This window comes from Streptomyces sp. NBC_01446 (assembly GCF_026340095.1).
Taxonomy (GTDB): Bacteria; Actinomycetota; Actinomycetes; order Streptomycetales; family Streptomycetaceae; genus Streptomyces; species Streptomyces aureus.
On record NZ_JAPEPO010000003.1, the window covers coordinates 669,879 to 693,141 of the forward strand.

The window sequence follows — 23,263 nt, forward strand, 5'->3', positions numbered from 1 at the left end:
TTACCGCGCCTCCTGGTCGTTGTCCGGGACCCCTGCCGCCCACACCGGCAGCCGCTCCCTGCGCCGCCGGCCCGTCCCGTTCTGTGCGGCAGGCCGCTCGCTGCGGCCGCGCAGCGCGGTGTGCAGCCCGTCCCACAGCGTGCCGTCGGTCCGGTCACGGTGATCGGGGTCGATCAGCACCACGCCGATCACCGCAATACGCTGGTCCGCGAGTTGCCGCGCCACGGTGTGCAGCCATGCGGCGCTGCCGTGCCCGGCCCGCACGACGAGCACGGTCTGGGTGCCGAGGTACTGGAGGTCGGTCCACGCGGTGCCGGGCGCGACCGAGCCGACGCCGAGCCGGCGCTCCTGATGCGGCACGGTCTCGGCGCGCTCGCCGCCGACCACGGCTGGGTCTCCTGGCTTCGGGCGGCGGCCTGCGAGCTGCGGACCGGGCAGACCATCGACGACGACCACTGGCCCGTCCGCCGCCAGTGCCCTGGCGAGGTCCATGGCGATCACGCTCGTGCTGCGCGCACAGCCCAGTTCCAGCAGCGACACCGGCTCCGCGCAGTCGCGCACAGTACGGGCAAGGGTCGCGGTGAGCCGTTCGCGTGTCGCCCGGGTCCGTCGGCGCTGCCACCGCCTGCCCGACCTGCCGGGCAGCTCCGCGATGACCGAGGCGCCCAGGTTCGCCGCGATGTCCCGGCGCAGCACGGGGCGGTCCGCCACCACCGTGCCGACCGCGGCCGACGCGAGACCGAGGACGAGCCCGAGGACGAGCCCGATCGCGGCGCTGGTGGCAACGGCGATGGGCATTGAGTGGTGCACGGCGCGCGGGGCGTCGACGATCTGCGTGCCGGCGATGACCTTGGGTGTGCCGGTGCGCGCCTCCTCGGCGCGCTGGTCGAAATCGGCGATCCGTGAGTTGAGCTCGGCCCGGCGGGCGAAGAGCGACTCCATGCTCGCCGACGCCTTCGGGTCGCTCTCCGGCGACCGGTCTCCGATCTCCTTGTTGACCTGGGCGAGTTCGCCCCGCATGCGGTCACGCTGGTCGGCCAGGGCCTTGGACTCGGCCTTCGCGGCTTCCTGCATCCGCCTCACGTGGTCCGCGACGAACGCGTCGGCCAGTGCCTTGGCCCGGGCCACCGCCTGCGCGTCGCTGTCACCTGTCACTTCGATCTGCAGCAGGTTGTTGGTCAGGCCGGTCCCCTGGTAGTCCCGCATGAAGTCTTCCGGCTTTTCCGGGGAGTTGAGGGACTGCAGGGCCTTGTCGGCGATCCGCGTGGTCCGCAACAGCTCCACGTCGGTGCGGATCAGCGTTCCGGTGTCGTTGGGCTGGTCCTCCTGATGCGCGACCAGCACCTTGGCCACCGCGCTCGGCGGCGGTGGCCGCAGGACCGCCACCGCGGCGCCGACCAGCAGCCCCACGAGCGCCAGGGAGCACCAGAGGCGGCGGCGCCTGCGCACCGCCACCACCAGCGCTTGCAGGTCGAAGAGCGGAGCGGCTGCCGACGACTCCGAACTCGTGCTCGTCGTCACGCTGAGCCTCCCGTCGCGTGGCCGTGAACCGCGAGGGCCACAGTGGCGGCATCCGGAGGATGTCCGGCAGACCGCGTCGGACGGGCCCGGACCATGCCGGCGACGACGATGCCGACGACCTCGTGCCTGCCGTCCGCACACGCCTCGGCGATGCCGGCGAGCTCCTCTGCGGTCCAACTGCCCGCGCTGAGGACGACCAGGGCACCGGACTCGGTGTCGCGGTCCGGCACGGTCGGTCGGTCCACGGAGACCTCCACCACCCGTAGCAGCAGTTCGCTCTTGGCCTCGGCGACGAGCTGCCCGGCGGCCCGGCGGGCGATCTCGTCGCCGTCCGGTACGACAACCAGCAGTCGCCCGGGGGCCGGTAGCTGTTCCCGGAGGCGAGCGCACACCCGCCGGTAGCGGATCCGCCTGCCGGCCTCGTCGCCGGACGTCCGCGGGGTCGGTGTGTCCCACCGGGTGTCGGCGCCAAGGAGTCTGCGGATACGGGCCCGTTGGCCACGGTCTCGCGGCTGGTGCGCGCGCTGTTCAGCAGGTACGTCGACGGTGCCGAGCAGTACCGAGCCCAGTGCCGCCTCGATCTCCGGTTCGGTGCGCAGCCGGCGATTCACCCGTGCGGCGACGAGATGGCCGATGATCGCGAGCAGGAAGAACAGCAACGCCCCGGCGGCGATGAGCTGCGTCCTCGTCGGCGGCACCTCGCCGGTCGGCCGGGCTGCCGGGCCCATGACGACCATGCCGGCCTTGTCGGTCGCCGGGTCGGCCTCTTCCAGTTTCTGCATGGCCTCCTCCAGCGAGGTGCGCAGCTTCTCGAGTTCGGTGCGGGCCTGCACGCTCTCCACGGTCTGCCCCGGATCGGCCGCATCGGCCAGGTCGGTGATGCGGCGGTCGGTCTCCGCCACCTTCTTCCGCAGCGCCTCGGTCCCCGTGGCCGGGTCGGGGTCGCTGCTGCCCCCCGCGATCCGCGCGGCGTAACGGACGAATTCCTGGGCCATCCGGTCGGAGAACTGCTGCGCGCGCCGGGGGGTGTCGGCGGTACCCGAGATCTTGATGATGTTCCCGTCGGCTGCCTTGGCGCTCACTCGATCCCGCAGGTCGCTGCCGCTGACGCCCCTCCAGCCGAGGTCGGCCGCCGCGCGGTCGACCACCGGCGAACTGGTCGCGAGGTCCACCTGAGTCAGGAGCTCGCGCTCTTCCCACTGCCCAGGCAGCAGTACCGATGCCGACGCCGTGTACCGCGGCGGGAACAGCACCGAGGTGCCGTAGCCGACGAGCGCGCCCACCACGGTGAGGACGGCAAGGAGCCGCCAGCGCCGACGGAGAATCCGCCCGAGCGTGACCAGACGTATCGTGTCGTCGTTCAAGGCCGCCGCCTCCCCCGTGCCCGGACCGGGTCGCCCGCCGACACCGAAGTGTGGTCACGGCACGCAGCGGCGTAGGCGGCGAGCAGCGACGCTTGCGAGTTCTGCCAGGAGAGCTGCCCGCTGACCCGCTCCTGGCCGATCTTGCCCATCCGGGCCCGCTTCTCCGGATCGTCAAGGAGCAGCGCGATGAGTTCGGCGAACGCAGCCTCGTCGTTGGCGGGCGCGTACACCGCGGCGTCGCCGGCGGAGACGCGCGCCTCCCGAAGGTCGAAGGAGACGATCGGCCGGCTCATGGCCATGTACTCCAGGACCTTGTTCATGGTCGACACGTCGTTGAGCGGATTGCGCGGGTCGGGGGAAAGGCACACGTCCGCAGTGGACAGGTAGCGCACCAGGTCGGGGTCCGGAATGCGTCCGGTGAACTGCACCTGCTCACTCAGCCCGAGCCGCCGGGACAGTTCCACCATCGCGTCGAAGGCGTCCCCGGCTCCGACGAACACCGCATGCCAGTCGGTGCGCCCGAACTCGTCGCGCAGCTTGGCGAGGGCGCGCAAGGCGTAGTCGACGCCGTCCTGCGGGCCCATGACACCGAGGTAGCACAGCAGATGAGGCTTGCCGCGCTTCAACTCGGGCTCGGGCGGCACCGGTTGGAACCGTTCGATCGCGGGCGCGCTGCGCACCACGAAGACGTCCTCAGGCCGTCGACCGCCACGAAGCATGGCGACGTCCCGGTAGCTCTCGTTCGTGGCGAGCACCACGTCCGCGGCCCGATAGGTCAGCCGTTCCAGCGCGCACACGGCGCGGTAGAGCAGATCCTCGCCACGGTCGAACCGGGAGAGGTACAGCTCGGGTACCAGATCGTGCTGGTCGAAGACGAACCGCGCGCCGCGCCGCTTCAGCCACAGTGCCGGCAGGAACAGCAGGTCGGGCGGGTTGCAGGCGTGGACCACGTCGACCGGGCCGACCTTGCGGGCCAGCCGGACCGTGTGCCACAACGCCGATCCGTACTCCCGCAGGTAGCCGGCCGGCCCTCCGGTGGCCGCGCGCAACGGGTAGCGGTGGATCCGCACCCCATCGATCTCCGCCTCCGGCTCCGTGTCACGTGTACTGCCCTGGGGACAGATGACGTGCACCTTCCAGCCCGCGTCGCGCAGCGTCGTGCACTCCTGCCACACCCGCCGGTCGAACGGCACCGACAGGTTCTCCACCAGGATCAGCGCGCGCCGGTTCGACCGGTCGCCGCTGGCTGTGTCATCGAACGATGTGTCACCAAGCAAGGCCCACGTACCCTGGTTCGGCCCGGCGCGCTTCGGCGTCGGGAATGCGGATGAGGTCGACGATCACCGGGCCGTCGCCATGGGGCAGCGCCGCCAGCACGGCCGGATCCCCGGTCCCGACCAGACACACCTCGGCGTGCTCGAGCACCTCGTCGACGGAGTCCGCGAGAAGCTGCGCGAGGTGCGGCAGCCGGTTCTCGATGTACTCGCGGTTCGCGCCGATCAGCCGGGAGAGGCTCACGTTGGCGTCGTAGATCTTCAGGTCGTAGCCCTTGCCGAAGAGCCGCTCCGCCAACTCGACGAGCGGGCTCTCGCGGAGGTCGTCGGTGCCGGGCTTGAAGGACAACCCGAACAGTCCCACCCGGCGCTTGCCGGTGCGCTCGACCAGGTCCACCGCACGTTGCAGATGTGCGGAGTTGGAGGGCAGCACATGCGTGAGGATGGGCACCGAGACGTCTGCCCGCTGCGCCGCGTACACCAGGCTGCGCAGGTCCTTGGGCAGGCACGAGCCGCCGAAGGCGAAGCCGGGCCGCAGATAGGCGGGACTGATGTTCAGCTTGCGGTCCGCCAGGAACACGTCCATCACCTGGTGCGAGTCCACCCCGAGCGCCTGGCACACCGCACCCAGCTCGTTCGCGAAGCCGATCTTGAGGCCGTGGAACGCGTTGTCCGCATACTTGATCGCCTCGGCCGTCGGGACCGGCACCCGGAACACCTCGCCGGGCAACCCGTCGTACAGCGCCGAAACCGCGTCGCCGCTTGCCGGGTCGAGCTCGCCGATGACGGTCTTGGGCGGGTCGAAGAAGTCCCGCACGCTCGTGCCCTCGCGCAGGAACTCCGGGTTGACCGCGACCCCGAAGTCCGCCCCTGCCGTGCCGCCGACGTACTTCTCCAGGATCGGTACCAGCAGGTTCATGCAGGTGCCGGGGAGCATGGTGCTGCGGAACACCACGGTGTGCCGCCCGCCCCGTTCGGCCAGCGCGGCGCCGATCTGCTCGGTGACGCGCTCCAAGTACGTGGTGCACAGGCTGCCGTTGGGCTCCGACGGTGTGCCCACGCAAACCAGCGACACCTCACTGCCCATGACCGCCTCGCGGACGTCACCAGTGGCGCGCAACGCTCCGGTCCCAACGACCTCGGCGATGAGCTCGCCGATGCGCTCCTCGACCACCGGAGCCTTGCCTTCATTGACCAGGTCGACTTTCGCCTGGTTCACATCCACCCCGATGACCTCATGACCAAGGCTCGCCAGGCACGCGGCCGACACGCAGCCCACGTAGCCGAGCCCCAAGACGCTGACTCTCATGACCCGTTCCTCCCCCCAGGCAGGCCCTTTGGGCCTGCAGTCCCTGCGCCGTCCGGACGACGCACCCCGCGCATCAGTAGGCCCCCTGCCCGTGGAGCACCGCACGCAGCGTCTTCCACAAGATCACTGTGTCGAGGGCGAGCGACCAGTCCTCCACGTACCGCAGGTCAAGGCGGACGGCCTCCTCCCACGGCAGGTCACTGCGCCCGCTGATCTGCCACAGGCCGGTGAGCCCGGGCTTGACGAGCAGCCGCCGCCGGATGTCCGGGCCGTACGCAGCGGACTCCTCCGGCAACGGGGGCCGCGGGCCGACGAGCGACATCGATCCGGTGAGCACGTTGAAAAGCTGCGGGAGCTCGTCGATCGAGTACCGGCGCAGCACTGCTCCCACCCGGGTCACCCGCGGATCCCGGCGGAGCTTGAACAGCAGGCCGGCACCCTCGTTGCGGTCGGCCAGTTCGGCACGTGCCCTGTGAGCCCCGTCAACCATGGTGCGGAACTTGAGGATGGTGAACTCGCGGCCGTCCTTGCCGACCCTGCGCTGGCGGTAGAACGCCCCGCCCCGGCTGTCCACCAGCACGAGCAGCCCGACGAGCACCATGAGCGGCGCGAACAGCATCAGCAGGATCGCCGCGCCCATCCGGTCGACGACCCCTTTGATCGCCCGGCGCCCTCCGGTGAAGGTCGGCATGCTCACCCGCAGCAGCGGGATCCCGAGCACCGCGTCGACGTGCAGCCGCGGGCCCGCCACCTCCATCAGCACGGGGGCCACGACCATCTCGGCGTCGCTGCCCTCGAGGTTCCAGGCCAGCCGCTGCAGCCGGTCCGGTGACCAGTGCGGGTCCGGTGTGACCGCTACGACACGGTAGCCGTCGCGGCGAACGTGGCTCGCGACATCCGCCAATTGGCCGACGACCGGCACTCCGTCCAGTTGGTCACCGTCGAGCCCGAGACCGTCCGTCGTGCACACCGCATCCACCCGCCAGCCCAGGTGCGGAAACTTCCGGGTCCGGCTGATCAGGTCGCGCACGGTGGCCGGACTCCCCGCAGCGAGCACCGGTCTCAGGCACTGCCCTTCCTTCCGCTGTCTGTGCAGCCCGAGGCGGAGCAGATACCGCGCGGTCATCGTGACGAGCGCGATCGCGGGTATCGCGACGAAGATCCAGAGTTTGATGTTGCGCGAGGTGAGAGCGATCCCGCCGAGCGCCAGCACAACGGTCGCCGTGAACAGTGAGCGTCCGAGCCGATGGAATTCCTCGGCGCCCTGGCCGAGCACGGCCGGAGCCCACGCCCGGCTCACCGCAAGCGATCCCAGCACCAGCAGCTCGGTGCCGAATGCGAGAATTCCCCACTTCTCATGCCAGTTGGCCGCGTCCCGGGCCCCGAAGAAGTTGCCTATCGCCGCTACCACCAAGGCGGTGGCCACGGTATCGCTGGTGACCACGGTACGGCGGTACCGCTGCTCCCAGTCGCTCGCCGGCTGGCTGATCGCCCCGTTCGCCAGACGCTCGCGCGCCGACGGAAAAGGGCCGACTAATCCCCCCTGCCGCACAGAACCCCCCTGGTCCCCAGTGGTTCGACGTGGTCGCCCAACACTGCCCCTCCCCCCGGGAGGCCCCCGCCCCCCGCACGCTTCCGCCCCTCGGGAGGCCCCCGCCGCCCGCGCCGCGCTGTTCCCCTCCGTGGGAGGCCCCCACCCCCGCACGTGACATCCCGACTACTTCAGCGCCACTTCAACAACCCGCCCCAACGGCAGCGGGCACGCATGTCCAGCCGGACTCTCGAGGTACGCGCGAACCCGTCGAAACCTCAGGTGCACCCCGCACCCAAAGCCCGTCTCGGGCTCCAAGAATCGATCACCCCCACGTCTGGCGCCACGGACGCGGCTGCTGCCCGTCCGTAGCGTCGGACCCATAGATCATCTTTTGTCGCCCGGTGTCCCACCATGCGAAGCACGGTCAATGTAGACCATGAAGGCCCCCCTGAAGAGAGGGATGTGTTCAATTTGTGCTGAAGCTTTGAAGGAGAATCCACAGAAAGGTCACGCCTACGGGCGCCTTGACGACGAAGACGGGCCCTGTGACCTGTGATGACGCGAACTCTCCGGGCTGCCGACACCGGCAAGCCCGGGGCGTCCCGACACCGCCAACTGGGCCGGATTCAGAGCCTGTCCGGCGGATCTTGTCGGTGCGTACGGGGTGCCGATCGGGGATGGGGGCGAACCAGCACGCCACCGGAGCCCGTCCAAACGGACCGGGGCCGGCAAGCCGCATGACCACACCCTCAGGCGCTCCCGCGGCGAACTGACCACGAACATCCCTCTGGTGGCCGACGGCCCTTACCACCTGCTCGCCTTCCAGACAGGCCACAGACGCCCTGGCCTCCACAGATCATGACCCGTTTGCGTGTGCACAGGCGGATCGGCCGCCCTCGCACGACGCCAGATGCGGTCCTGGCCGACAAGAGGTACTCCTCGCGAGCCATCCGAACTCACCTCAGCAGGCGGGGCGTTCACTCGGCGGGGCCGCAACCGAACGAGCCGATCGCATCACGCACACGCCGCGCCAGATCCGCCGACCCACCGCCGGACCTCGACCATGAGGTCTATCTGCACGCGGCCACCAGCGCGACCAGGCCTCCGAACGGAGACCCGCAAGCGAGTACTTGCGCATCTTCCTCACCGGGCCCGACCAGGATCAACTCCGCTTCGCCCGTGCGGCATTGCACCTGCGTCGCATGCAACGCCCTGAGTCTGGTCCCGAACCTCCGTGGAGGTCTTCGGCCGTACCCCGCACGAGTTCGCCGGAACCAGTGCGTAGGGCAGGCAGTAGGTTGCCGCTGGCGGCGCCGGAGCGTCGCGTAGGCGGCGTCGACCGGACTGTCCGGGCCCTCACGCTTCCCGCAGCCTGCGCAGCAGTTGGTCACCGATCCGGCGGGTCTCCTCCCTGTAGGGCGTGTCGGACAGCACGAAGTGCGTGACGCCGAGAGCACGGTAGGCGTTGAGTGCCGCAGCCACGTCGTCGGGTGAGCCGACGAGCCACGTGGTCGCCGCTCCCCCACCGCCGAACCTACCGGGCGCGGTGTACAGGCAGGTGTCAAGGACCTCGCCGCGTTCGGTGAGGTCGAGCAGCCGCCGTTGGCCGACAGCTGTCTTGCGGTTGCCCATCCAGGTGTCGATCTCGCCCGCGTCGGCCGCCATCTTCGCGACCTTCTCCTCCGCCGCGCGCCACGCCTCCTCTGTGGTGTCACGTACCACGGTGGTGATCCGCAGTCCGTACTCCAACGGCACATGGCGGCGCCCCACCTGCTCGCTCAACTCCTTGAGTCGGGCGATGCGTTCAGTGATTCCGTCGAGCGGTTCGCCCCAGAAGAGCTGCACGTCGGCCTCGGCCGCCGCGACGCGTTCGGCGGTTTCGGACGCGCCGCCGAAATAGAGGGTCGGACGAGCCCGCTCGGCGGTGACGTAGGGGCGCGGGCTGACCGTGGAGTCGGTGACCTGGAAGTGCTCGCCGTGGAAGGTGACGTTCTCCTCGGTCCACAGGCGGCGTACGAGATGCAGGAACTCCTGAGTGCGGGCATAGCGCGCGGCGGGGTCGACGGTGGTGTCTCCGTAGGCGGCGGGGGTGTCCAGGCCGCTGACGATGTTGACCAGGACGCGCCCGCGGCTGAGCTGGTCGAGAGTGGCGGCCGCGTTGGCGAAGTTCGCGGGCTGCCAGTAGCCGGGACGGACGGCGATCAGGGGCTTGAACGTCGTGGTGCGCGCGGCCAGGGCGGTGGCGACGGTGAAGGTGTCCGGGCGTCCCCATCCTGTGCCGAGCAGTGCGCCTCCCCAGCCGTGGGCTTCTGCCGTGCGGGCGAGTTCGGTCGAGTACTCGATGGATCCCCAGCCGGATGTGGTGTCGTCACCGCGATGTCCCGGCTGGACGGTGTTGGGGATGTACCAGAGGAATTGCGGGGTCATCTTGCTTCCGATCGTTGTTCGGGTGGTGGCGGGGTGGCTGGGTGGCGGCAGAGGCCGGCTGCCAGCGGCGCTCGGAAGCAAGTGATCGTTGTGAGCATCGTCCACGGTGCGGTGCGCTGACGAACAGGCAGCAGCGCCAGCCCAGTTGGAGGCCGAGGCCCGCGTCGAGCGCGCCACCGAGCAGCGGCCCCAGGGCCGTGGCCACGCCTGCCGTCACCGCGTACAGGCCCAGCGCTCGGCCCCGGTCCTGGCCGCGGAGACGTCCTGGAGGATGCCGATCACCTGGCGTTGACGAGCCCCGCAGCGGCGCCTTGCACCAGCCGCACATTGATCCGTGCGCCAGGCCCGCCGCCGGTCGCGGCCGTCACCCCCGCGAGGAGGAAGACGGCCACGCCCAAGGAGAAGAACCGCTTGCGCCCGTACGCGTCACCGAGGCTGCCGCCCAGGGACGAGCGCCAGACCGAAGGCCAACGAGTATCCGGCCACCATCCACTGCACGTCGCAGGCACCCGCCCCCAGCGACTGCCGCATGCTCGGCACGGCGATCTTCACAACTGCCTGCTCCAGCAGAGTCGTCGCGCCCGCGACCAGACAGACCAGCAGCACGCGCTGGACGGCACGGTCTTCTCCCGGGAGCACTCAGGAACGCGCCTCCGGCACGCGGCCGGCTTCCGGCTCCACGCCGATGACCTTGCGGTAGACGCGCGCCCCGTCGCCGTAGTCGTCGACGGCGTAGTGCCAGGTGGCCCGGTTGTCCCAGAGGACGAAGTCGCCGGGCTGCCAGCCGAAGCGGATCGTGTCGTTCGGCGAGGAGGCGTGCCGCAGCAGGTGGTCGAGCAGGGCCTTGCTCTCGGCGGAGGTCACGCCGGTGAGGCCGATCGCCGAGGTGCTGATGAACAGGCCCTTGCGGCCGGTAGCCGGATGGGCCAGGACGACCGGGTGCTGGACGGTCGGTCCGCTCGCGGTCTTCGTACTGCCCTGCGCGTAGTTCTCCGCGTTGCCGTCGTACACCGCGCTCACGGACTCCAGGAGCTCTTTGAACGGCTCCGACAGATCGTCGTACGCCGCCTGCAGGTCCGCCCACAGCGTGTGGCCTCCCAGATCAGGCACCACCTCGTACGTCAGCGACTCGATGGCGAAGACCGGGTCGCGCCACAGGCCGCCGATGTGCCAGGTGCTGGCCTTGCCGGTCTGCCGCACGTTGTACGGGTAGACCAGCGGATTGGCAGCGTCCTTCGCGGCCGTCGGGTGGTCGAAGGGCTCGGCGAAGAGCCGCACGGCGGCGACGTGCTGATCGGGTGTCAGGTGCTGACCGCGGAACACCAGCACCTTGTGGTCCCGGAAGGCCTGCCGCAGCGCTTCGGCGATGGTCTCGTCGACGGGGGCGGTCAGGTCGACGCCGGTGATCTCCGCGCCGAAGCGCGGTCCTGCCCTGAGGATGTCGAAAGTGGCGACGGTGGTCATGGCTTCTTCTCCTCTTTGTACGGTGTGGGTTGTGCCCGGGGTGAGAAGTACTGGGCCCCTCTGGCCGGGGCGGTCAGCTGGTTGCTTCCACGCCGAGGCGGGCGAGCAGACGCTCCCGCAGTGCCGCGTACTCCGGGCCTCCGTGGCTGCGCGGCGCGGGGAGTTCGACCGGGATGTCGACGGCGATCCGGCCCTCGTCGAGGACGGCCACCCGGTCGGCCAGGGCAATGGCCTCGTCGACGTCGTGGGTGACCAGCAGCACGGCGGGCCGGTGCCGCTCGCACAACTGGCGCAGCAGGGTGTGCATCCGGATGCGGGTGAGGGCGTCGAGTGCGCCGAACGGCTCGTCCGCCAGTAGGAGTTGTGGTTCGCGGACCAGGGAGCGGGCGAGCGAGACCCGCTGCTGTTCCCCGCCGGACAGCTCAAGGGGCCAGGCCCACTCGCGGCCTTCGAGGCCGACTTCGGCGAGGGCCGTGCGTCCCCGCTGTGCGGCGTCCGGGCCGGGAAGGCCCAGAACCACGTTCTCGAGCAGCCGCTTCCACGGCAGCGGCCCTGGCCTCCCCCGCGCGCCGCGCCCTGCTCCGCCGCCGGACCGATGGCGATCTGGCCGCGCTGTCCGAACTGTCGAACGCGGCAAGGCTCCTCGAGGCAGCCCCCGACTGCGACCTCACCCTGCTGACGCGGGTGTCGCGGCTCCGCAAGCGCATCGAGGACGACAACTTCACCGTGCCCTCCACGTATCCGCTGTTGCTGGTGCGCCTCGGCCGAGCCGAGGAGGGGATCCAGTTCGCCCGTACTGTGCAGAACGTCTACGTGCGGGCCGAGGCGCGGAACCTCATCCGCGAAGCCATGGCCGTGCCGGGCAGGTTGCCCCTGGAGCGGATGCCACATACGGCGCGCGCGGCCCTCGCGCTTGCGCGGCACGGCGAACCGGGCGCCGCCGATCTCGCTCGCGAAGCCATCACCGAGAGCGGCGACGAACGAGGCTGGTCCCTCACCACCGCCGCCGACGCACTGGCCGAGATCGATCCCGCGCTGACACGGCGCCTCATCGAGGAGGCCGTCGAACACGCCGATGCCGAGGACCGCCCCGACTTCTGCGGCCTCCTCGCGCCGGCGTTCGCCGCTCTCGGCGACCTCGACCGCCTCGTCCAGCACCTCGCCGCCCTGGACCGGGACGGCAGGAAACGAGCCCTTCTCACCGCCTGCGGCGAGCACTTCGCCAAGGGAGGCCGTCGCAACGTGCCCGAGGTGCTCCTCACTGCCTTGAACCAAGAGGTCACCGCCTCCGAACTCGTGGAATCGGCCGCCTACCAGGACAAGGACCGGGCCCGCCACCTGCTCGCCCTGCCCGCCTCGTCCTCTCCGGGGCTCGATCTTGTCGAGATCGCCTATGCCGCTCTCGCCGCCCACGGCCTCGATCCTCGGCAGTCCGGGGCCTCCGACGAACTGCTCGCCGATGCCGCAACGTCCGCCCTGGCCAACGGTCATCTCTCGCTGGCGGTCTCCCTGGCCCAGGACATCACCGGCCCCTTCATCCGTGCGGCCCGCCTCGCAGAGATCTCGCTGGCTCTGCTCGACTCCAACACGCCCCAGGACGCCGCTCCCTTGGCGCGCGAGGTGGAGGCGGCCCTCGACGAGACCAGGAACACGCCGCCGCCCACCGTCCTGGCAGCGTTCGCCCGGGCCGCCGGCACCGCCGGACGAACGGACCTGGCCACGCCGGCCCTGGAACTGGCCCTTCAGACGGTGCTACAGGGCAGCGACGACGCCCGTGCCAAGTGGGAGGCGCAGGTTGTGGCAAGCGCCGCCGCCCGGCTTGGCCACCTCGACCACGCCCTGAGGATCGCGGCGGGGTTCGAGGCAGATCAGCTCGACCGCATCGACATCCTGTTGGACGCCGCCAAGGCCGTCGAAGCGCACGGCGATCACCGCTCAGCCGATCTCGACGTGCTCATCGCCCAGGTGACCGAAGGCATCGAGAAGTCGACGGACCCGAGCGTGTCCGGCTGGCGTACCCGTGTCTCTCACGAGCTCATCGCCCTCCACCTGCGCGCCGGGCACGCCGACGTGGCCCTCAATCTGACCCGACGGCTAGCCGAGACCGATCTGCCCGGCCGCATACTTGAGTTGCGGGCGCACCTGCTGTCGGACGACATCCCCACGGCTATCTCCCTGATCCGCGATACGGCCCTGGCCATGCCCTCGAGTTCCCCGCAGGAACTCGTCCGCAGGCAGGAGCAGGCAGCCGCGATGATTGTCGAGATGTGCGACGCCGGCCATCAGGCCCTGTGCCGCGACGTCACCGCTCAACTCGCCGGAAGCGCAGACCGGGGGGTGACGCTGGACAGCGGCCTCTGGGCCCGTCCCTGGCTCACCGTGGCCTGCCGGGCCACCGGCCTCACCGAGGAGTTCACCCCCCTTCTGGATACGCTGCAGCATGCCGCCCTGGTCACGGGCGCCGGCTACGCGACCCAAACCGTGCCGCTGGAAACAGTCGTCCGCCTACGCCTCTGGGATCGCTACCACGCCGAAGCCCGCCGGTTGAGCGAAGTGCTGGCCGAGGTCGTCCTCACCAACATGGTCGAAGCAATGCTCGAAGCAGGCCTCCTGAGCGAGGCCCTCCCCCTCATCGACGACCTCCAGGACGACGCGGCCTACTGCCTGGCCCTCGCCGCAGCCGTCACCTCCCCACCGCCCATCGACCTGATCAAGCGCTCCCTGGCCCACGGCTTCGCCGAGGCCGTCATTGCCCCACTGACCGCCCTGGAACCGGCGTGCCTGCAAGAGATCGCAGCTCAACTCGGGGTGATCCGGCCGCCAGCCGAACAGGTGTCATAGTTCATGACCATGCGGCTGAGAAACTCCGATGAACGGCTCCATCCCACGATCACCAAGGGCCGTCGAAGCAGCGGTTGAGGGACCGAGTTCGCAGACGGCAGCCACCCCTCGACCGGCGCCGGACCGTCGCCGTCCGCGAAGCCCGCCGGCGCGCCCTCATCCCACTGATGCCCGCCCACGACGAGCCCAGCAACGCCGAGTACCGCGACGTGAACCCGCCGCCGGCCGTTGGAAAAGGCCGGTGAATGACGTCACCCCGAGCCGGGCGGCGGCGCCTCACCGGAGCCCTCGTCCGGCTCCACAGCCGGAGGTCGAAGTCCCTCCTCAATCGCCTTCCGGCGAAGCGACTTGCCCCTTGCCATCCCAGCAGCAGAACGGGCCAACTGCGCTTGCAGCTGGTCGAACGCCGCCGGACCTGACAGGTCCCGCAACCTGCGACTTCTGCTCATGCGTGGTTCAACGCCCCAACGCGCCGCCCGTAACTGCAATACCGCCGAATGGAGCATTCGACGACGTCGAATCCCCCGTCTGCACCCTCTGCCATCGCGGCCCGAAAGCCGACGGCCCTGCTCGGACTCCAGATGCCGGCACCCGACTTCGGCTTCACCCCCACCAGGCCGCCGTCCGGCACCGCGTATCTGCGGGCTACTCAGCAACGGCGATACGGTCGCCATCCGGATGAGGCACGGCAGCCCGCAGGTGCGTGCGTATCCGTGGGCTATCCGGCGAAGGTGAGGTTGTAGGTTGTACAGGCGAGCCATGCCGAGCACGGCGTAACTGACGCCCTCGCCCTTGAGACAGCAGGCGCGAATGATCTCCCAGCTCATACACGCGAAGGCGTACTCAACACGGGCTCACACTTGCTGCCAGCCCTGACCCCCACGCCCTTCGGCAGCAAGCCCCATGTTGACGGGCAGGACCAACAGGGGGGCAGCGAACGACGAGTACAGCCAGGTGGGCTAAATTCGTGGTCGCCTTCACATTCCCCACTGCCTGAGGAACTACCCGTGTCCCAAGTCCCGCCCCTGGGCGGCCTGAACGCCTCGTACACCTCGGCGCAGATACGACGCAACCGTCTCATCTTCCTCGGTCTGGTCCTGGTACTCGCGGTCATGGTGGCGTTCTGGGCCTTTGGCCCGTACGACACGAAGGATCAGTCCTCGACGCTCAAGGGCGGCGACTGCTTCCAGAACATCGGGACGGACAAGGAAGCGAAGACCAAGAAGCTCGACTGCACAGACCCGCACGCCGACTACAAGGTCCTCAAAGTGACTCCTCCCCCTCATAAATGAGGGCGCTTCTCGCTACGCCGGTGCGGCTTTGCGACGGACCAGCCCGGCCCGTAGAACGTTGGTGGCGCCCACGGTGTCCGCGTGCGCGGTGTGGCCGCACGAGACGCAGTGGAACTTCGACTGTGTGGGCCGATTCTCCGCGCCGGTGTACCCGCATTCGGGGCATTGGCGGGAGGTGTTGCGGGGGTCCACGGCGATCACTTCCCGTCCGGCACTTTCAGCCTAATTCCCGTGTAACGAGCTCACCGGCCCTCGCCGGTCGGTGAGGTGGTTCGAACGGGTTGTGACGCCTGCACTCCGCCGGGCCGAAGGTCTGCGACGAGCACGGCTGCGCAACCCAGCTGGCGGGTGGTGGTCTCGAGAGTGCCGGTGGATACCTCTCAACGTCACGGCCAAGATGCCTTCCCAGAGAGCGGCGCCATTCGGTGCTCTCGTGGCCGCCACCCACCCAGCACTGACGCTGCTGGCGGTTGTGTGGGCTCCGGACACACGCCTTCTTTCAGCCCGGCCATGATGTCTCCGCCAAGATCGGCGGTGTTCGGCGCCTTCACTGCCGCCAGCGGCGTCAACACCGTTTGCTTGATCACTCGTTGGAGTTGGTGGTGCGAGCCCGTCGCACGGTGATCTCTTGCATTCCCCGAGCCGTCTGAGCTCTGGGAACAGACCGGGGCCTGTGCGGTGAGCTGGTGCCACGAACGGCTTGTGAGGTGTCGGCCCGTTCCTTGATCGAGGCCTGGAATTAGGTCGCTGCGTGGCCCCGCATGCGCTCGTGACCAGCGCAAACACCCACACTTCGAGGAGGGAAAGTTGATCTACTGCGGCATCGACTGGGCCGAGAAGACACACGACGTCGCCCTGGTCGACGACGACGGCACGCTCCTGGCCAAGCGCCACATCACCGACGACGCGACCGGCTACAAGATCCTGCTGGATCTGCTCGCCGAGCACGGCGACACCGAGGACAACCCGATCCCGGTCGCCATCGAGACCTCCCGCGGCCTGCTCGTCGCGGTCCTGCGCACCGGGAAGCGCCAGGTCTACGCCATCAACCCGATGGCCGCCGCACGCTACCGCGACCGCCACGCGGTCACACGGAAGAAGTCCGACCCCGGCGACGCCCTCGTCCTGGCGAACATCCTCCGCACCGATATGCACGCCCACCGGCCGTTGCCCCAGGACAGCGATCTCGCCCGCGCCATCGCCGTCCTCGCCCGCGCCCAGCAGGATGCCGTTTGGAACCGGCAGCAGCTCGCCAACCAGCTCCGCTCGCTCCTGCGCGAGTACTTCCCCGCCGCCCTCGACGCCTACCTGCACTGGCAGAACGGTCTCTGCCGCCCCGAGACCCGCGTCCTGCTGGAGCTCGCCCCCACGCCCTCGCGGGCGGCCCGGCTGTCGCTCGCGCAACTGCGCTCGGCGCTCAAGCGCGCCGGCCGCCAGCGCCGGATCGATGCCGACGCCGAGCGCATCCGCGAGGTCCTGCGGGCCGAATACGCGCACCAGCCGCCACTGGTCGAGGACGCGCTCGGCAAGCAGATGCTCGCTCTGCTGCGGCAGCTCGAAGCCGCCTGCACGGCCGCCGACCAGCTCGCCGAGGCGGTTGAAGAGGTTTTCCCTCAGCATCCGGACGCCGAGATCATCCTGAGCCTCCCCGGGCTCGGCACCCAGCTCGGCGCCCGGATCCTCGCTGAGATCGGGGACGACCACGCCCGCTTCGCCACTGCCCGCGGTATGAAGGCCTACGCCGGTGCGTCCCCCATCACCAGGGCGTCCGGCAAGAAGTCCAGCATCACCAGACGCTGGGTGAAGAACGACCGGCTCAACCACGCCGGCTACCTGTGGGCCTTCGCCTCACTGACCCACTCACCGGGCGCAAAGGCCCACTACGACCGCCGCCGCGAGGCCGGGGACTGGCACGCCGCCGCTCAGAGAAACCTCTTCAACAAGATGATCGGCCAGCTCTACCACTGCCTCCAGAAGCACATCCTGTTCGACGAGAACCTCGCCTTCCCCACACAACTTCTCGAAGCTGCTTGACGACCTAGCTCCGTGAGGTGTCTTGGCGGCCAGGATCGTCAGAAACACCCCCCATCCGGCATCGAAGATCGAGCGGTTGAGTCCGGTCTTCGCGCCGGCCCCGTTGGGCAGGAAGCCGCCCGGGGTCCCGGGGTCGGGCTTCGGCGTGGCGCGCCGGACCATGTTGCGGATCCTGAGGTCTTCGTGCGCGATGAAATCGTGTTCACGCACGAGGTCAAGGGCGGTTTTGTGTGCGTGGTCGAGGCGCTGGCGGCGCACCTTGCGGTGCAGCTTCGCGACCTTCTCGACCGTCCTCCGGTGGTTGGCTGTCCGTTTGTCACGGCGCACGCGCGGGAACGTCGACAGGGCCTGCTGTGCGGCTTCGAGCTTCGCGGCGCTCTTCGCCCCGTGGCCCGGGTTGGGGACGAATCCGCCGTCAGAGGTGGCGAGGAAGTTGGCGATGCCCAGGTCGATCCCGACGAGGGAACCCGTCGCGGGCAGCGGTTCGGGCTGGACCTGTTCGACGGTCAGCACGACGAACCATTGACGGCCCTCTCGTTTGACGCTGACCGTCTTCACTCTGCCGGCTACCGCCCGGTGCTGGTGCACCCTGACGTGCCCGACGCCCTGAAGGCGGACGCGGGTGACGGGGTCGTGAGGGGTGGAGTTCCACCGGCAGCCGTCCCCGTCTTTCGGGAACTCCACCGTGTCGAACCAGTTCACCCCACGAAAACGCGGATAGCCCGGCTTCTCACCCGACTTGACCCGACGGAAGAACGCCGCGAACGCCTTGTCCAGGCGGCGGAGCGTGGCCTGTTGTGAGCTGAACGACCAGCGGCCCTGACGCTCCGGGTCGAAGGACCGGATGTCCTTGAGCTGTGCGGACTGCTGCCCGTACCGGACCGTCGTCTTGCTGACGTGCCGGTAGGCGTCACGACGTTCCTGCAACGCTCCGTTGTACAGCGAGCAGTGATCACGCAGCATCTCACCGAGCGCCTGAGCCTGCCGCACGGTAGGCCGCATGACGAACTTGTACGCACGCATCACCCGGCCCACCCCCTTCGGCTCTTGTCAGCAACCTAGCCGAGGCCACTGACATTGATGGTGGTACTCAGGTTCCGATGGTCGTGACTCTGCCACTGACTGACGTCCTGCTGGACTGTCCTCAAGTTGTTCTGTCCGGCCATCGGGACCTGTTCTCATGGCTCCGGCCGGGTGGAACATGACCTCATAGCGCCTCTGTGTGTCAAGCGGCTTGAGCGAGGTGGTTCCGTTGGTCACGTTTCATGATCCGGTAGACCACGTTAGACAGGCGGCGTTTGAGAGCCCTTCGGGCCTCTGCCGGTGTCTTCCCTTCCGCGATCTTGCGCAGGTAGTAGTCCTGTCCGCGTCCTCCGTCGCGGATCTGGCAGATGGCGATGGTGTGCAGGACCGAGTTCAGCGCACGGTTGCCGCCAGTGTTGAGCCGGTGACGGACGTTGTTGCCGCTGGAGGCGTCCAGAGGCGCGCTGCCGGTGTAACTGGCGAAGTGGTGCTCGGTAGGAAACCGGCTGACGTCCCCGATGTGGCCGATGACCTTGGCGGCCAGCACGGTCCCCAGACCTGGCAGGGTGGTCAGCGTGGTGCGGGTCGCAGCGATCGCCTCGCGCATCTTGGCTTCGTTGTCCTTGACCTGCCGGTCCAGCCTGCGCAGGTCGGCCAGCAGGTCACGGGCTATGTCCCGTCGGCAGTTGTCGGTGGCCGTGACCGGCCGGATGCCCTTCATGAAGGCGGCAGCCTTGTCGGCCGACAGTCCAGTGGGCACTCCGCCGGGCAGGAGGTCGCGCAGGACGGCGTGGAGTCGGTTGAGGACACGGGTGCGCTCGTGGACCAGGTCGTCTCGGCGCTCGGTCAGCAACCGCAGGATCGTGGTCTGGTCTTCCTGGACCACGGGGCGCAGGTCATGGCGGAACAAGGCGACCTGGGCGACGTGGAGGGCGTCCTTGGCATCGGTCTTGCGGTCTCCGCCGGTGGCCAGCAGCCGGGCCCGGGCCGACAGGGTGGAGGGCACATCGACCACGTTCTCGCCCGCGGCGGCCAACTGCTGGGCGAGCGAGCGGCCCAGGCCGCCAGCACCCTCGACCGCGAAACGACGGTCGGGCCACTGCTCACACCAGCGCATCAACTGGCGGAAGGTGCCGGCGTTGACGACGAACCGGCGCTGGGCCACCTGCTGCCCTGCGGCGTCGACGGCGACGGCCGTGTGGGACGACTTGTGGGGATCGACACCGATCAGGATCACAGGCTGGCCTCGCACTCGATGAGACAGGAAGGGGAGTGCGGTGGGCACCCTGACTTGAAGTCACCGTGTCACCTTCATGCCTCTGTCGAGCCACACCGCGCGGGTGTCGGCCGGCGGCGGCACGCTATCAGTGAGCCAGCCCGAAGGCGGCAAGGAGCACTGCGGGCCCGTGCCGACCGACACCCTGGACGCTACGGCTGCAGACCGAGCATCTGGTGTCGATTCAACAAGTCAGGAGCTTGGTCAGAAGCCCCCTCAATGTCTTGTCTGCGCCACCCGGCCGGCGCCCACCTTCGGCTGGGAAGGCACCATCAGCATGACATCAGCGGGCACGCAGGACGCGGCGGTCCAGGAGGTCTTCGGAGGGGTCGACTCCCATGCCGACACCCTCCACGTCGCAGTCATCAGCAGTAACGGCAGCCACCTCGCGGACGCCGAGTTCACCACCACAGGCGCCGGATACGCCGCGGCCCTGGCCTATCTCGACGCCCACGGCCGCGTACTCGCCCTCGGCGTGGAAGGCACCGCTTCCTACGGAGCGGGCTTCACCCGCGCCGCCCGCTCACACGGACACCGGGTCTTCGAGGTGAACCGGCCGGACCGGGCCGAACGCCGCCGCACCGGCAAGTCCGACCCCATCGACGCCTACGCGGCCGCCAGGGCCGCCCTGTCCGGCCGGGCCTCCAGCGCACCCAAAGACGACACCGTCGCCGGCATACGTGCCCTGCACAACGCCGCCCGCTCCGCCATCAAGGCACGCACCGCGGCCCTCAACCAGATCGGGCAGATTCTCGTCACCGCGCCCGAAGGCATCCGCGCCAAATACGGGCAGCTCAAGGGAACCAACCGCACCGAGACCCTGGCCCGGATACGGCCGACCGGTGACACGGTCCACGTCGCGGTCCTCACCGCGCTCAAAAGCCTCGCCCGACATGTCAAGGACCTCACCGCCGAACACGAGGCCCTGACCCGCACCCTGGACAAGGAGGTCACCGACCACAATCCCGGCCTGCGAGCCACCCACGGAGTCGGCCCCGACACCGCCGCCCAGCTCCTGGTCAGCGCCGGAGGCAATCCCGACCGGATGCGCACCGAGGCGGCATTCGCCGCCCTCTGCGGAGCCGCACCCGTCCCCGCCTCCAGCGGCAAGACCAACCGGCACCGCCTGTCACGAGGCGGTGACCGGGCAGCCAACGCGGCTCTCTACCGCATCGCTCTGGTCCGCATGGCCAGCGACACCCGCACCCGCGCCTACGTGGAGCGACAAATCGCCGCCGGCCGCACGAAGAAGGAGACCATCCGACTCCTGAAGCGAGCCATCGCCCGGGAGATATTCCGCTGCCTGACCACCAAAGTCGCCGTCCCCGGCATCGCAGACCTACGCCCCCTGAGGCAATCGAAGAACCTCACCCTCACCGCCGCAGCCCAACACCTCGGAGTCTGGCCCGCCACCATCTCCACCCTCGAACGCGGAACCCGCCGAGACGACAACCTCGCCCACGCCTACCGCGAGTGGCTCACTGCCGCTTGACAGCCAATAGGAGCATCAACCCCTCCGCAGACGGAACACCCATGCAGGCATGACCGGTCAGAGCAGCCCCGAGATGCGTTTCCCGCCCCGGCTGAAGCCGGGGATACCCACGCAAGAGAAGGGATGGACAAGGGCAGCGTCGTCGATACCTTCTCGTGCTCCAACGTCCCGGGCACGACCGGCTCACTCACGCAGTCAGGCTCCGGAGAATGGTTCGTCGTCTGCTTCAAGGACAACGACGACAAGGGCAAGAAATAGCCAGGCGCAGCCTCCCCCTCCCCCACTGAGAGTCGTCCCACAGTGGCTGGTCACAGGTGCGCACGATCTTGGTATGGCTCAAGCGTGCCGGCGGCAGGCACCGGCCCATCCTGAACAGGCTGCTGCACCGGAACGGTCACCAAGCCATCCGGCACCGGGCGGTCGAGCAGCGGCGCGACGTAGACCCTCAGCCGTTCCGCGAAAAAGCCGAGTTGGGGGTGCGTCTGGTCGGTGCGGTGTCCGACCTCAGCTCGACGCCAAACGGCACGCAGCCTGGTGGTGGACGAGACCAACGACCTGAAGAAGCGCACGCACACGGTCGCCGTGCAGCGCCAGTACACCGGCACCGCCCGGACGCATCGAGAACAGCCAGGTCACCGTCCTCCTCGCCTACTCCACCCCGCGACTCGTCCGGTCGGGCAGGCCGTCTCTCGTCCCGGGTTGGTCCGACTGGTCGGATCTTCCGGTGGGTCGCGCCGGGACGTTCCGGGCGGCGGCAGAGCCGAGGTTATGAATGCGTCACGTGACCATCCATGAGCCTCAACCTCAGGAGCCACATGATGCGCCCCATCAGAGCAGCCTGTCTCGGCACGGCCACTACGCTGGTCGCCCTTCTCGCCGGCGCCCCTGTCGCGACCGCCGCGACGGACACCGATTCCGCCCACGCCAAGGGCGGGGACCGGGTCATCACAGTCATCGGCCACCTCAAACAGCAGAGCCGCTTCCCCGTCAACCCCGGGGGCCCCGCCGCCCAGGGCGATCGGACCGTCGTCCGCTCGAGGCTCTACGACAAGAACGACAAAAAGAAGGTCGGCTGGACCCACGGCACCTGCACCACCACCCTGGCCAAAGAGAACGGCGGAGTGGAGGAGTGCGTCGTGACCTACGTCCTCCCGGGCGGCCAACTCACCGTGCAGGGGCTGGTCTTCGGCATTCTCACCAAGGGCGTCCCGACGATCCCTCCCCCTTCGTTCGACAACGCGATCACCGGCGGCACCGGGAAATTCGACCGGGCTCGTGGCTGGGTCCACGCCGACACGATCGGTACGGGCAAGAGGCAGTTCACGATCCACCTCGAGCGCTGACTGACCCTGCCCCCGCCGGGTGACAAGGCTGGCCCGTCCACGGCACAGCACCGGCTCGATCGGTCCCCATGAGGGACGCCACCACCAGGCTCAAGTACTTGGTCCATCCGTCTCGCAGAGCCACACCAGTGCGACTCTGCGAGACAGATGACACCGCGGCGCCGGCCTGAGCTGGTCCCCTGGTCGAGTCAATTCGCACTGCTCTGCGCCGGAAGGGCTTCCTTGTTGCCACCCGCGCCTGTTTCGCGTGACCGGTGGGCCTCAACTCTTGACGGCCTCTGCGATCTGCAGGGCGGCCTGGGCGGGTGTGAGGTACGTGGTGTCGACTACTTCGGCCTCGCTGTGGAGCCACGTGCGGGCTGCTTCGGCGTAAGGCTCGAGGTATTTGAGACGGAATGGAGAGGGGCCAAGAACAGTGTCCCCCTCGATGCGCCCACGGAGGGTGTCCTGGTCGGTGTGGAGGACGAAGTGCCGTACCGGAATGCCATGTTGGGCGAGCCCTGAACTGATCTCGCGCCAGTACTGCTCGACCAGGACAGTCATGGGCATCACCAGAGTGCCGCCGGTGTAGTCGAGTACGCGGCGGGCGGTCTCGACTACGAGCGGGCGCCACGGCGGCCAGTGCTGGAAGTTGTCCGTCCCTGGCAGCCCTGGCTTGATGTCCATGAGGGTCTCGCCGACTTTCTCTGCGTCGAACACCCGTGAATCCGGGATCAGGGGCTGCAGAAGTGCGCTGGTCGTTGTCTTGCCTGCGCCGTGGGTGCCGTTGAGCCATACGATCATGCGCCGACGTTAGCGCTGTGCGGGCCGCGGGAGCGGGCACCGCAGAAAACCGGTACGGCTTCGGCGTATTCCGTGACTGCTGCGGGGTGGCGCCAGGACCTGGTGTTCTTGTCTGTGAGCTGCACGACATGAGGTCGGTCATCGCGAGGTGGATCATGGCTTCGAAGCGGGGTGGCAACCGAGGGAGCCGACATCGCAAGGCAGGCACCGCAGCAGCCGCCCCCGCCGACAGCGCGTGTCATCAGCGGCATCTGCGACCCCGCCCAAGAGGGCCGAGCCTCCCACC

Annotated in this window: 17 protein-coding genes and 5 pseudogenes; 8 read left to right on the plus strand and 14 right to left on the minus strand. The window is 69.0% G+C overall.

Features of this window, described 5'->3' with window-relative positions; all coding sequences use genetic code 11:
- The 6 genes from OG456_RS47670 to OG456_RS47695 all read right to left on the minus strand — a co-directional run bounded on the left by OG456_RS47670 (nt 1) and on the right by OG456_RS47695 (nt 9,429).
- Nucleotides 1-1,521 carry a Wzz/FepE/Etk N-terminal domain-containing protein gene (locus OG456_RS47670; protein WP_266571340.1) on the minus strand — a complete coding sequence of 507 codons (1,521 nt, stop codon included), beginning with the start codon at nt 1,519-1,521 and terminating at the stop codon, nt 1-3.
- A complete protein-coding gene (locus tag OG456_RS47675) occupies nt 1,518-2,885 on the minus strand; it encodes a Wzz/FepE/Etk N-terminal domain-containing protein (protein ID WP_266571341.1) in 1,368 nt (455 codons plus the stop codon). The genes OG456_RS47670 and OG456_RS47675 overlap by 4 nt, the downstream gene beginning before the upstream one ends.
- A complete protein-coding gene (locus OG456_RS47680) occupies nt 2,882-4,162 on the minus strand; it encodes a glycosyltransferase family 4 protein (protein ID WP_266571342.1) in 1,281 nt (426 codons plus the stop codon). The genes OG456_RS47675 and OG456_RS47680 overlap by 4 nt, the downstream gene beginning before the upstream one ends.
- A complete protein-coding gene (locus OG456_RS47685; protein WP_266571343.1) occupies nt 4,152-5,468 on the minus strand; it encodes a nucleotide sugar dehydrogenase in 1,317 nt (438 codons plus the stop codon). The genes OG456_RS47680 and OG456_RS47685 overlap by 11 nt, the downstream gene beginning before the upstream one ends.
- A 73-nt stretch (nt 5,469-5,541) precedes the next feature.
- Nucleotides 5,542-7,020 (minus strand): sugar transferase, encoded by a 1,479-nt coding sequence (locus OG456_RS47690; protein WP_266571344.1) that lies wholly within the window; start codon nt 7,018-7,020, stop codon nt 5,542-5,544.
- Nucleotides 7,021-8,358: 1,338 nt separating this feature from the next.
- Entirely contained in the window at nt 8,359-9,429 is a 1,071-nt protein-coding gene (locus OG456_RS47695) for an LLM class flavin-dependent oxidoreductase (protein ID WP_266571345.1), read from the minus strand.
- A gap of 106 nt (nt 9,430-9,535) precedes the next feature.
- Between OG456_RS47695 and OG456_RS47700 the strand changes: the two genes are divergently transcribed.
- Nucleotides 9,536-9,721, plus strand: coding sequence for a hypothetical protein (locus tag OG456_RS47700; RefSeq protein ID WP_266571346.1), 186 nt, complete (start codon nt 9,536-9,538; stop codon nt 9,719-9,721).
- A gap of 134 nt (nt 9,722-9,855) precedes the next feature.
- Here the strand turns inward: OG456_RS47700 and OG456_RS47705 are convergent, their stop codons facing one another.
- From OG456_RS47705 to OG456_RS47715, 3 genes and pseudogenes are all read right to left on the minus strand, one after another.
- Nucleotides 9,856-10,068, minus strand: coding sequence for a hypothetical protein (locus OG456_RS47705; protein ID WP_266571347.1), 213 nt, complete (start codon nt 10,066-10,068; stop codon nt 9,856-9,858).
- On the minus strand, nt 10,069-10,893 hold the full coding sequence (locus tag OG456_RS47710) for a TauD/TfdA family dioxygenase (protein WP_266571348.1): 825 nt from the start codon (nt 10,891-10,893) through the stop codon (nt 10,069-10,071).
- 73 nt (nt 10,894-10,966) lie between these two features.
- Nucleotides 10,967-11,440: pseudogene (locus OG456_RS47715) on the minus strand (ABC transporter ATP-binding protein); the annotation flags it as partial.
- A 137-nt stretch (nt 11,441-11,577) separates the two neighbouring features.
- On the opposite strand from OG456_RS47715, the gene OG456_RS47720 reads away from it, so the two are divergent.
- Entirely contained in the window at nt 11,578-13,734 is a 2,157-nt protein-coding gene (locus OG456_RS47720; protein ID WP_266571349.1) for a hypothetical protein, read from the plus strand.
- 740 nt (nt 13,735-14,474) lie between these two features.
- On the opposite strand, the pseudogene OG456_RS47725 reads toward OG456_RS47720, so the two are convergent.
- A pseudogene (locus tag OG456_RS47725) lies at nt 14,475-14,600 on the minus strand (IS5/IS1182 family transposase); the annotation flags it as partial.
- Nucleotides 14,601-14,741: 141 nt separating this feature from the next.
- Here OG456_RS47725 and OG456_RS47730 point away from each other — a divergent pair.
- Nucleotides 14,742-15,026 (plus strand): hypothetical protein, encoded by a 285-nt coding sequence (locus tag OG456_RS47730; RefSeq protein ID WP_266571350.1) that lies wholly within the window; start codon nt 14,742-14,744, stop codon nt 15,024-15,026.
- A 12-nt stretch (nt 15,027-15,038) separates the two neighbouring features.
- On the opposite strand, the pseudogene OG456_RS47735 reads toward OG456_RS47730, so the two are convergent.
- Nucleotides 15,039-15,248: pseudogene (locus OG456_RS47735) on the minus strand (zinc ribbon domain-containing protein); the annotation flags it as partial.
- 585 nt (nt 15,249-15,833) lie between these two features.
- Between OG456_RS47735 and OG456_RS47740 the strand changes: the two are divergent.
- Nucleotides 15,834-17,060: an IS110 family transposase gene (locus tag OG456_RS47740; RefSeq protein ID WP_266568176.1), complete on the plus strand. Its 1,227-nt coding sequence runs from the start codon at nt 15,834-15,836 to the stop codon at nt 17,058-17,060.
- 33 nt (nt 17,061-17,093) lie between these two features.
- On the opposite strand, the pseudogene OG456_RS47745 reads toward OG456_RS47740, so the two are convergent.
- Nucleotides 17,094-18,083, minus strand: a pseudogene (locus tag OG456_RS47745) (RNA-guided endonuclease InsQ/TnpB family protein); the annotation flags it as partial.
- A 202-nt stretch (nt 18,084-18,285) separates the two neighbouring features.
- Nucleotides 18,286-19,335, minus strand: coding sequence for an IS110 family transposase (locus tag OG456_RS47750; protein ID WP_266571351.1), 1,050 nt, complete (start codon nt 19,333-19,335; stop codon nt 18,286-18,288).
- A gap of 301 nt (nt 19,336-19,636) precedes the next feature.
- Here OG456_RS47750 and OG456_RS47755 point away from each other — a divergent pair, with 301 nt between their 5' ends.
- From OG456_RS47755 to OG456_RS47770, 4 genes and pseudogenes are all read left to right on the plus strand, one after another.
- Nucleotides 19,637-20,851, plus strand: coding sequence for an IS110 family transposase (locus tag OG456_RS47755; protein WP_266571352.1), 1,215 nt, complete (start codon nt 19,637-19,639; stop codon nt 20,849-20,851).
- A 123-nt stretch (nt 20,852-20,974) separates the two neighbouring features.
- A complete protein-coding gene (locus OG456_RS47760; RefSeq protein ID WP_266571353.1) occupies nt 20,975-21,109 on the plus strand; it encodes a hypothetical protein in 135 nt (44 codons plus the stop codon).
- Nucleotides 21,110-21,382: 273 nt separating this feature from the next.
- Nucleotides 21,383-21,506 (plus strand): annotated as a pseudogene (locus OG456_RS47765) (transposase); the annotation flags it as partial.
- Between the two features lie 160 nt (nt 21,507-21,666).
- A complete protein-coding gene (locus OG456_RS47770; protein ID WP_266571354.1) occupies nt 21,667-22,194 on the plus strand; it encodes a hypothetical protein in 528 nt (175 codons plus the stop codon).
- Between the two features lie 261 nt (nt 22,195-22,455).
- Here the strand turns inward: OG456_RS47770 and OG456_RS47775 are convergent, their stop codons facing one another.
- Nucleotides 22,456-22,977, minus strand: coding sequence for an ATP-binding protein (locus OG456_RS47775; RefSeq protein WP_266571355.1), 522 nt, complete (start codon nt 22,975-22,977; stop codon nt 22,456-22,458).
- Nucleotides 22,978-23,263: the final 286 nt, after the last annotated feature.

What these genes read in the sequence shown, in the direction of transcription:
- OG456_RS47685 (WP_266571343.1), bottom strand. Translation starts at nt 5,468, where the DNA reads ATGAGAGTCAGCGTCTTGGGGCTCGGCTACGTGGGCTGCGTGTCGGCC.
- OG456_RS47695 (WP_266571345.1), bottom strand. Translation starts at nt 9,429, where the DNA reads ATGACCCCGCAATTCCTCTGGTACATCCCCAACACCGTCCAGCCGGGA.
- OG456_RS47710 (WP_266571348.1), bottom strand. Translation starts at nt 10,893, where the DNA reads ATGACCACCGTCGCCACTTTCGACATCCTCAGGGCAGGACCGCGCTTC.
- OG456_RS47755 (WP_266571352.1), top strand. Translation starts at nt 19,637, where the DNA reads ATGACATCAGCGGGCACGCAGGACGCGGCGGTCCAGGAGGTCTTCGGA.
- OG456_RS47760 (WP_266571353.1), top strand. Translation starts at nt 20,975, where the DNA reads ATGGACAAGGGCAGCGTCGTCGATACCTTCTCGTGCTCCAACGTCCCG.
- OG456_RS47770 (WP_266571354.1), top strand. Translation starts at nt 21,667, where the DNA reads ATGATGCGCCCCATCAGAGCAGCCTGTCTCGGCACGGCCACTACGCTG.
- OG456_RS47775 (WP_266571355.1), bottom strand. Translation starts at nt 22,977, where the DNA reads ATGATCGTATGGCTCAACGGCACCCACGGCGCAGGCAAGACAACGACC.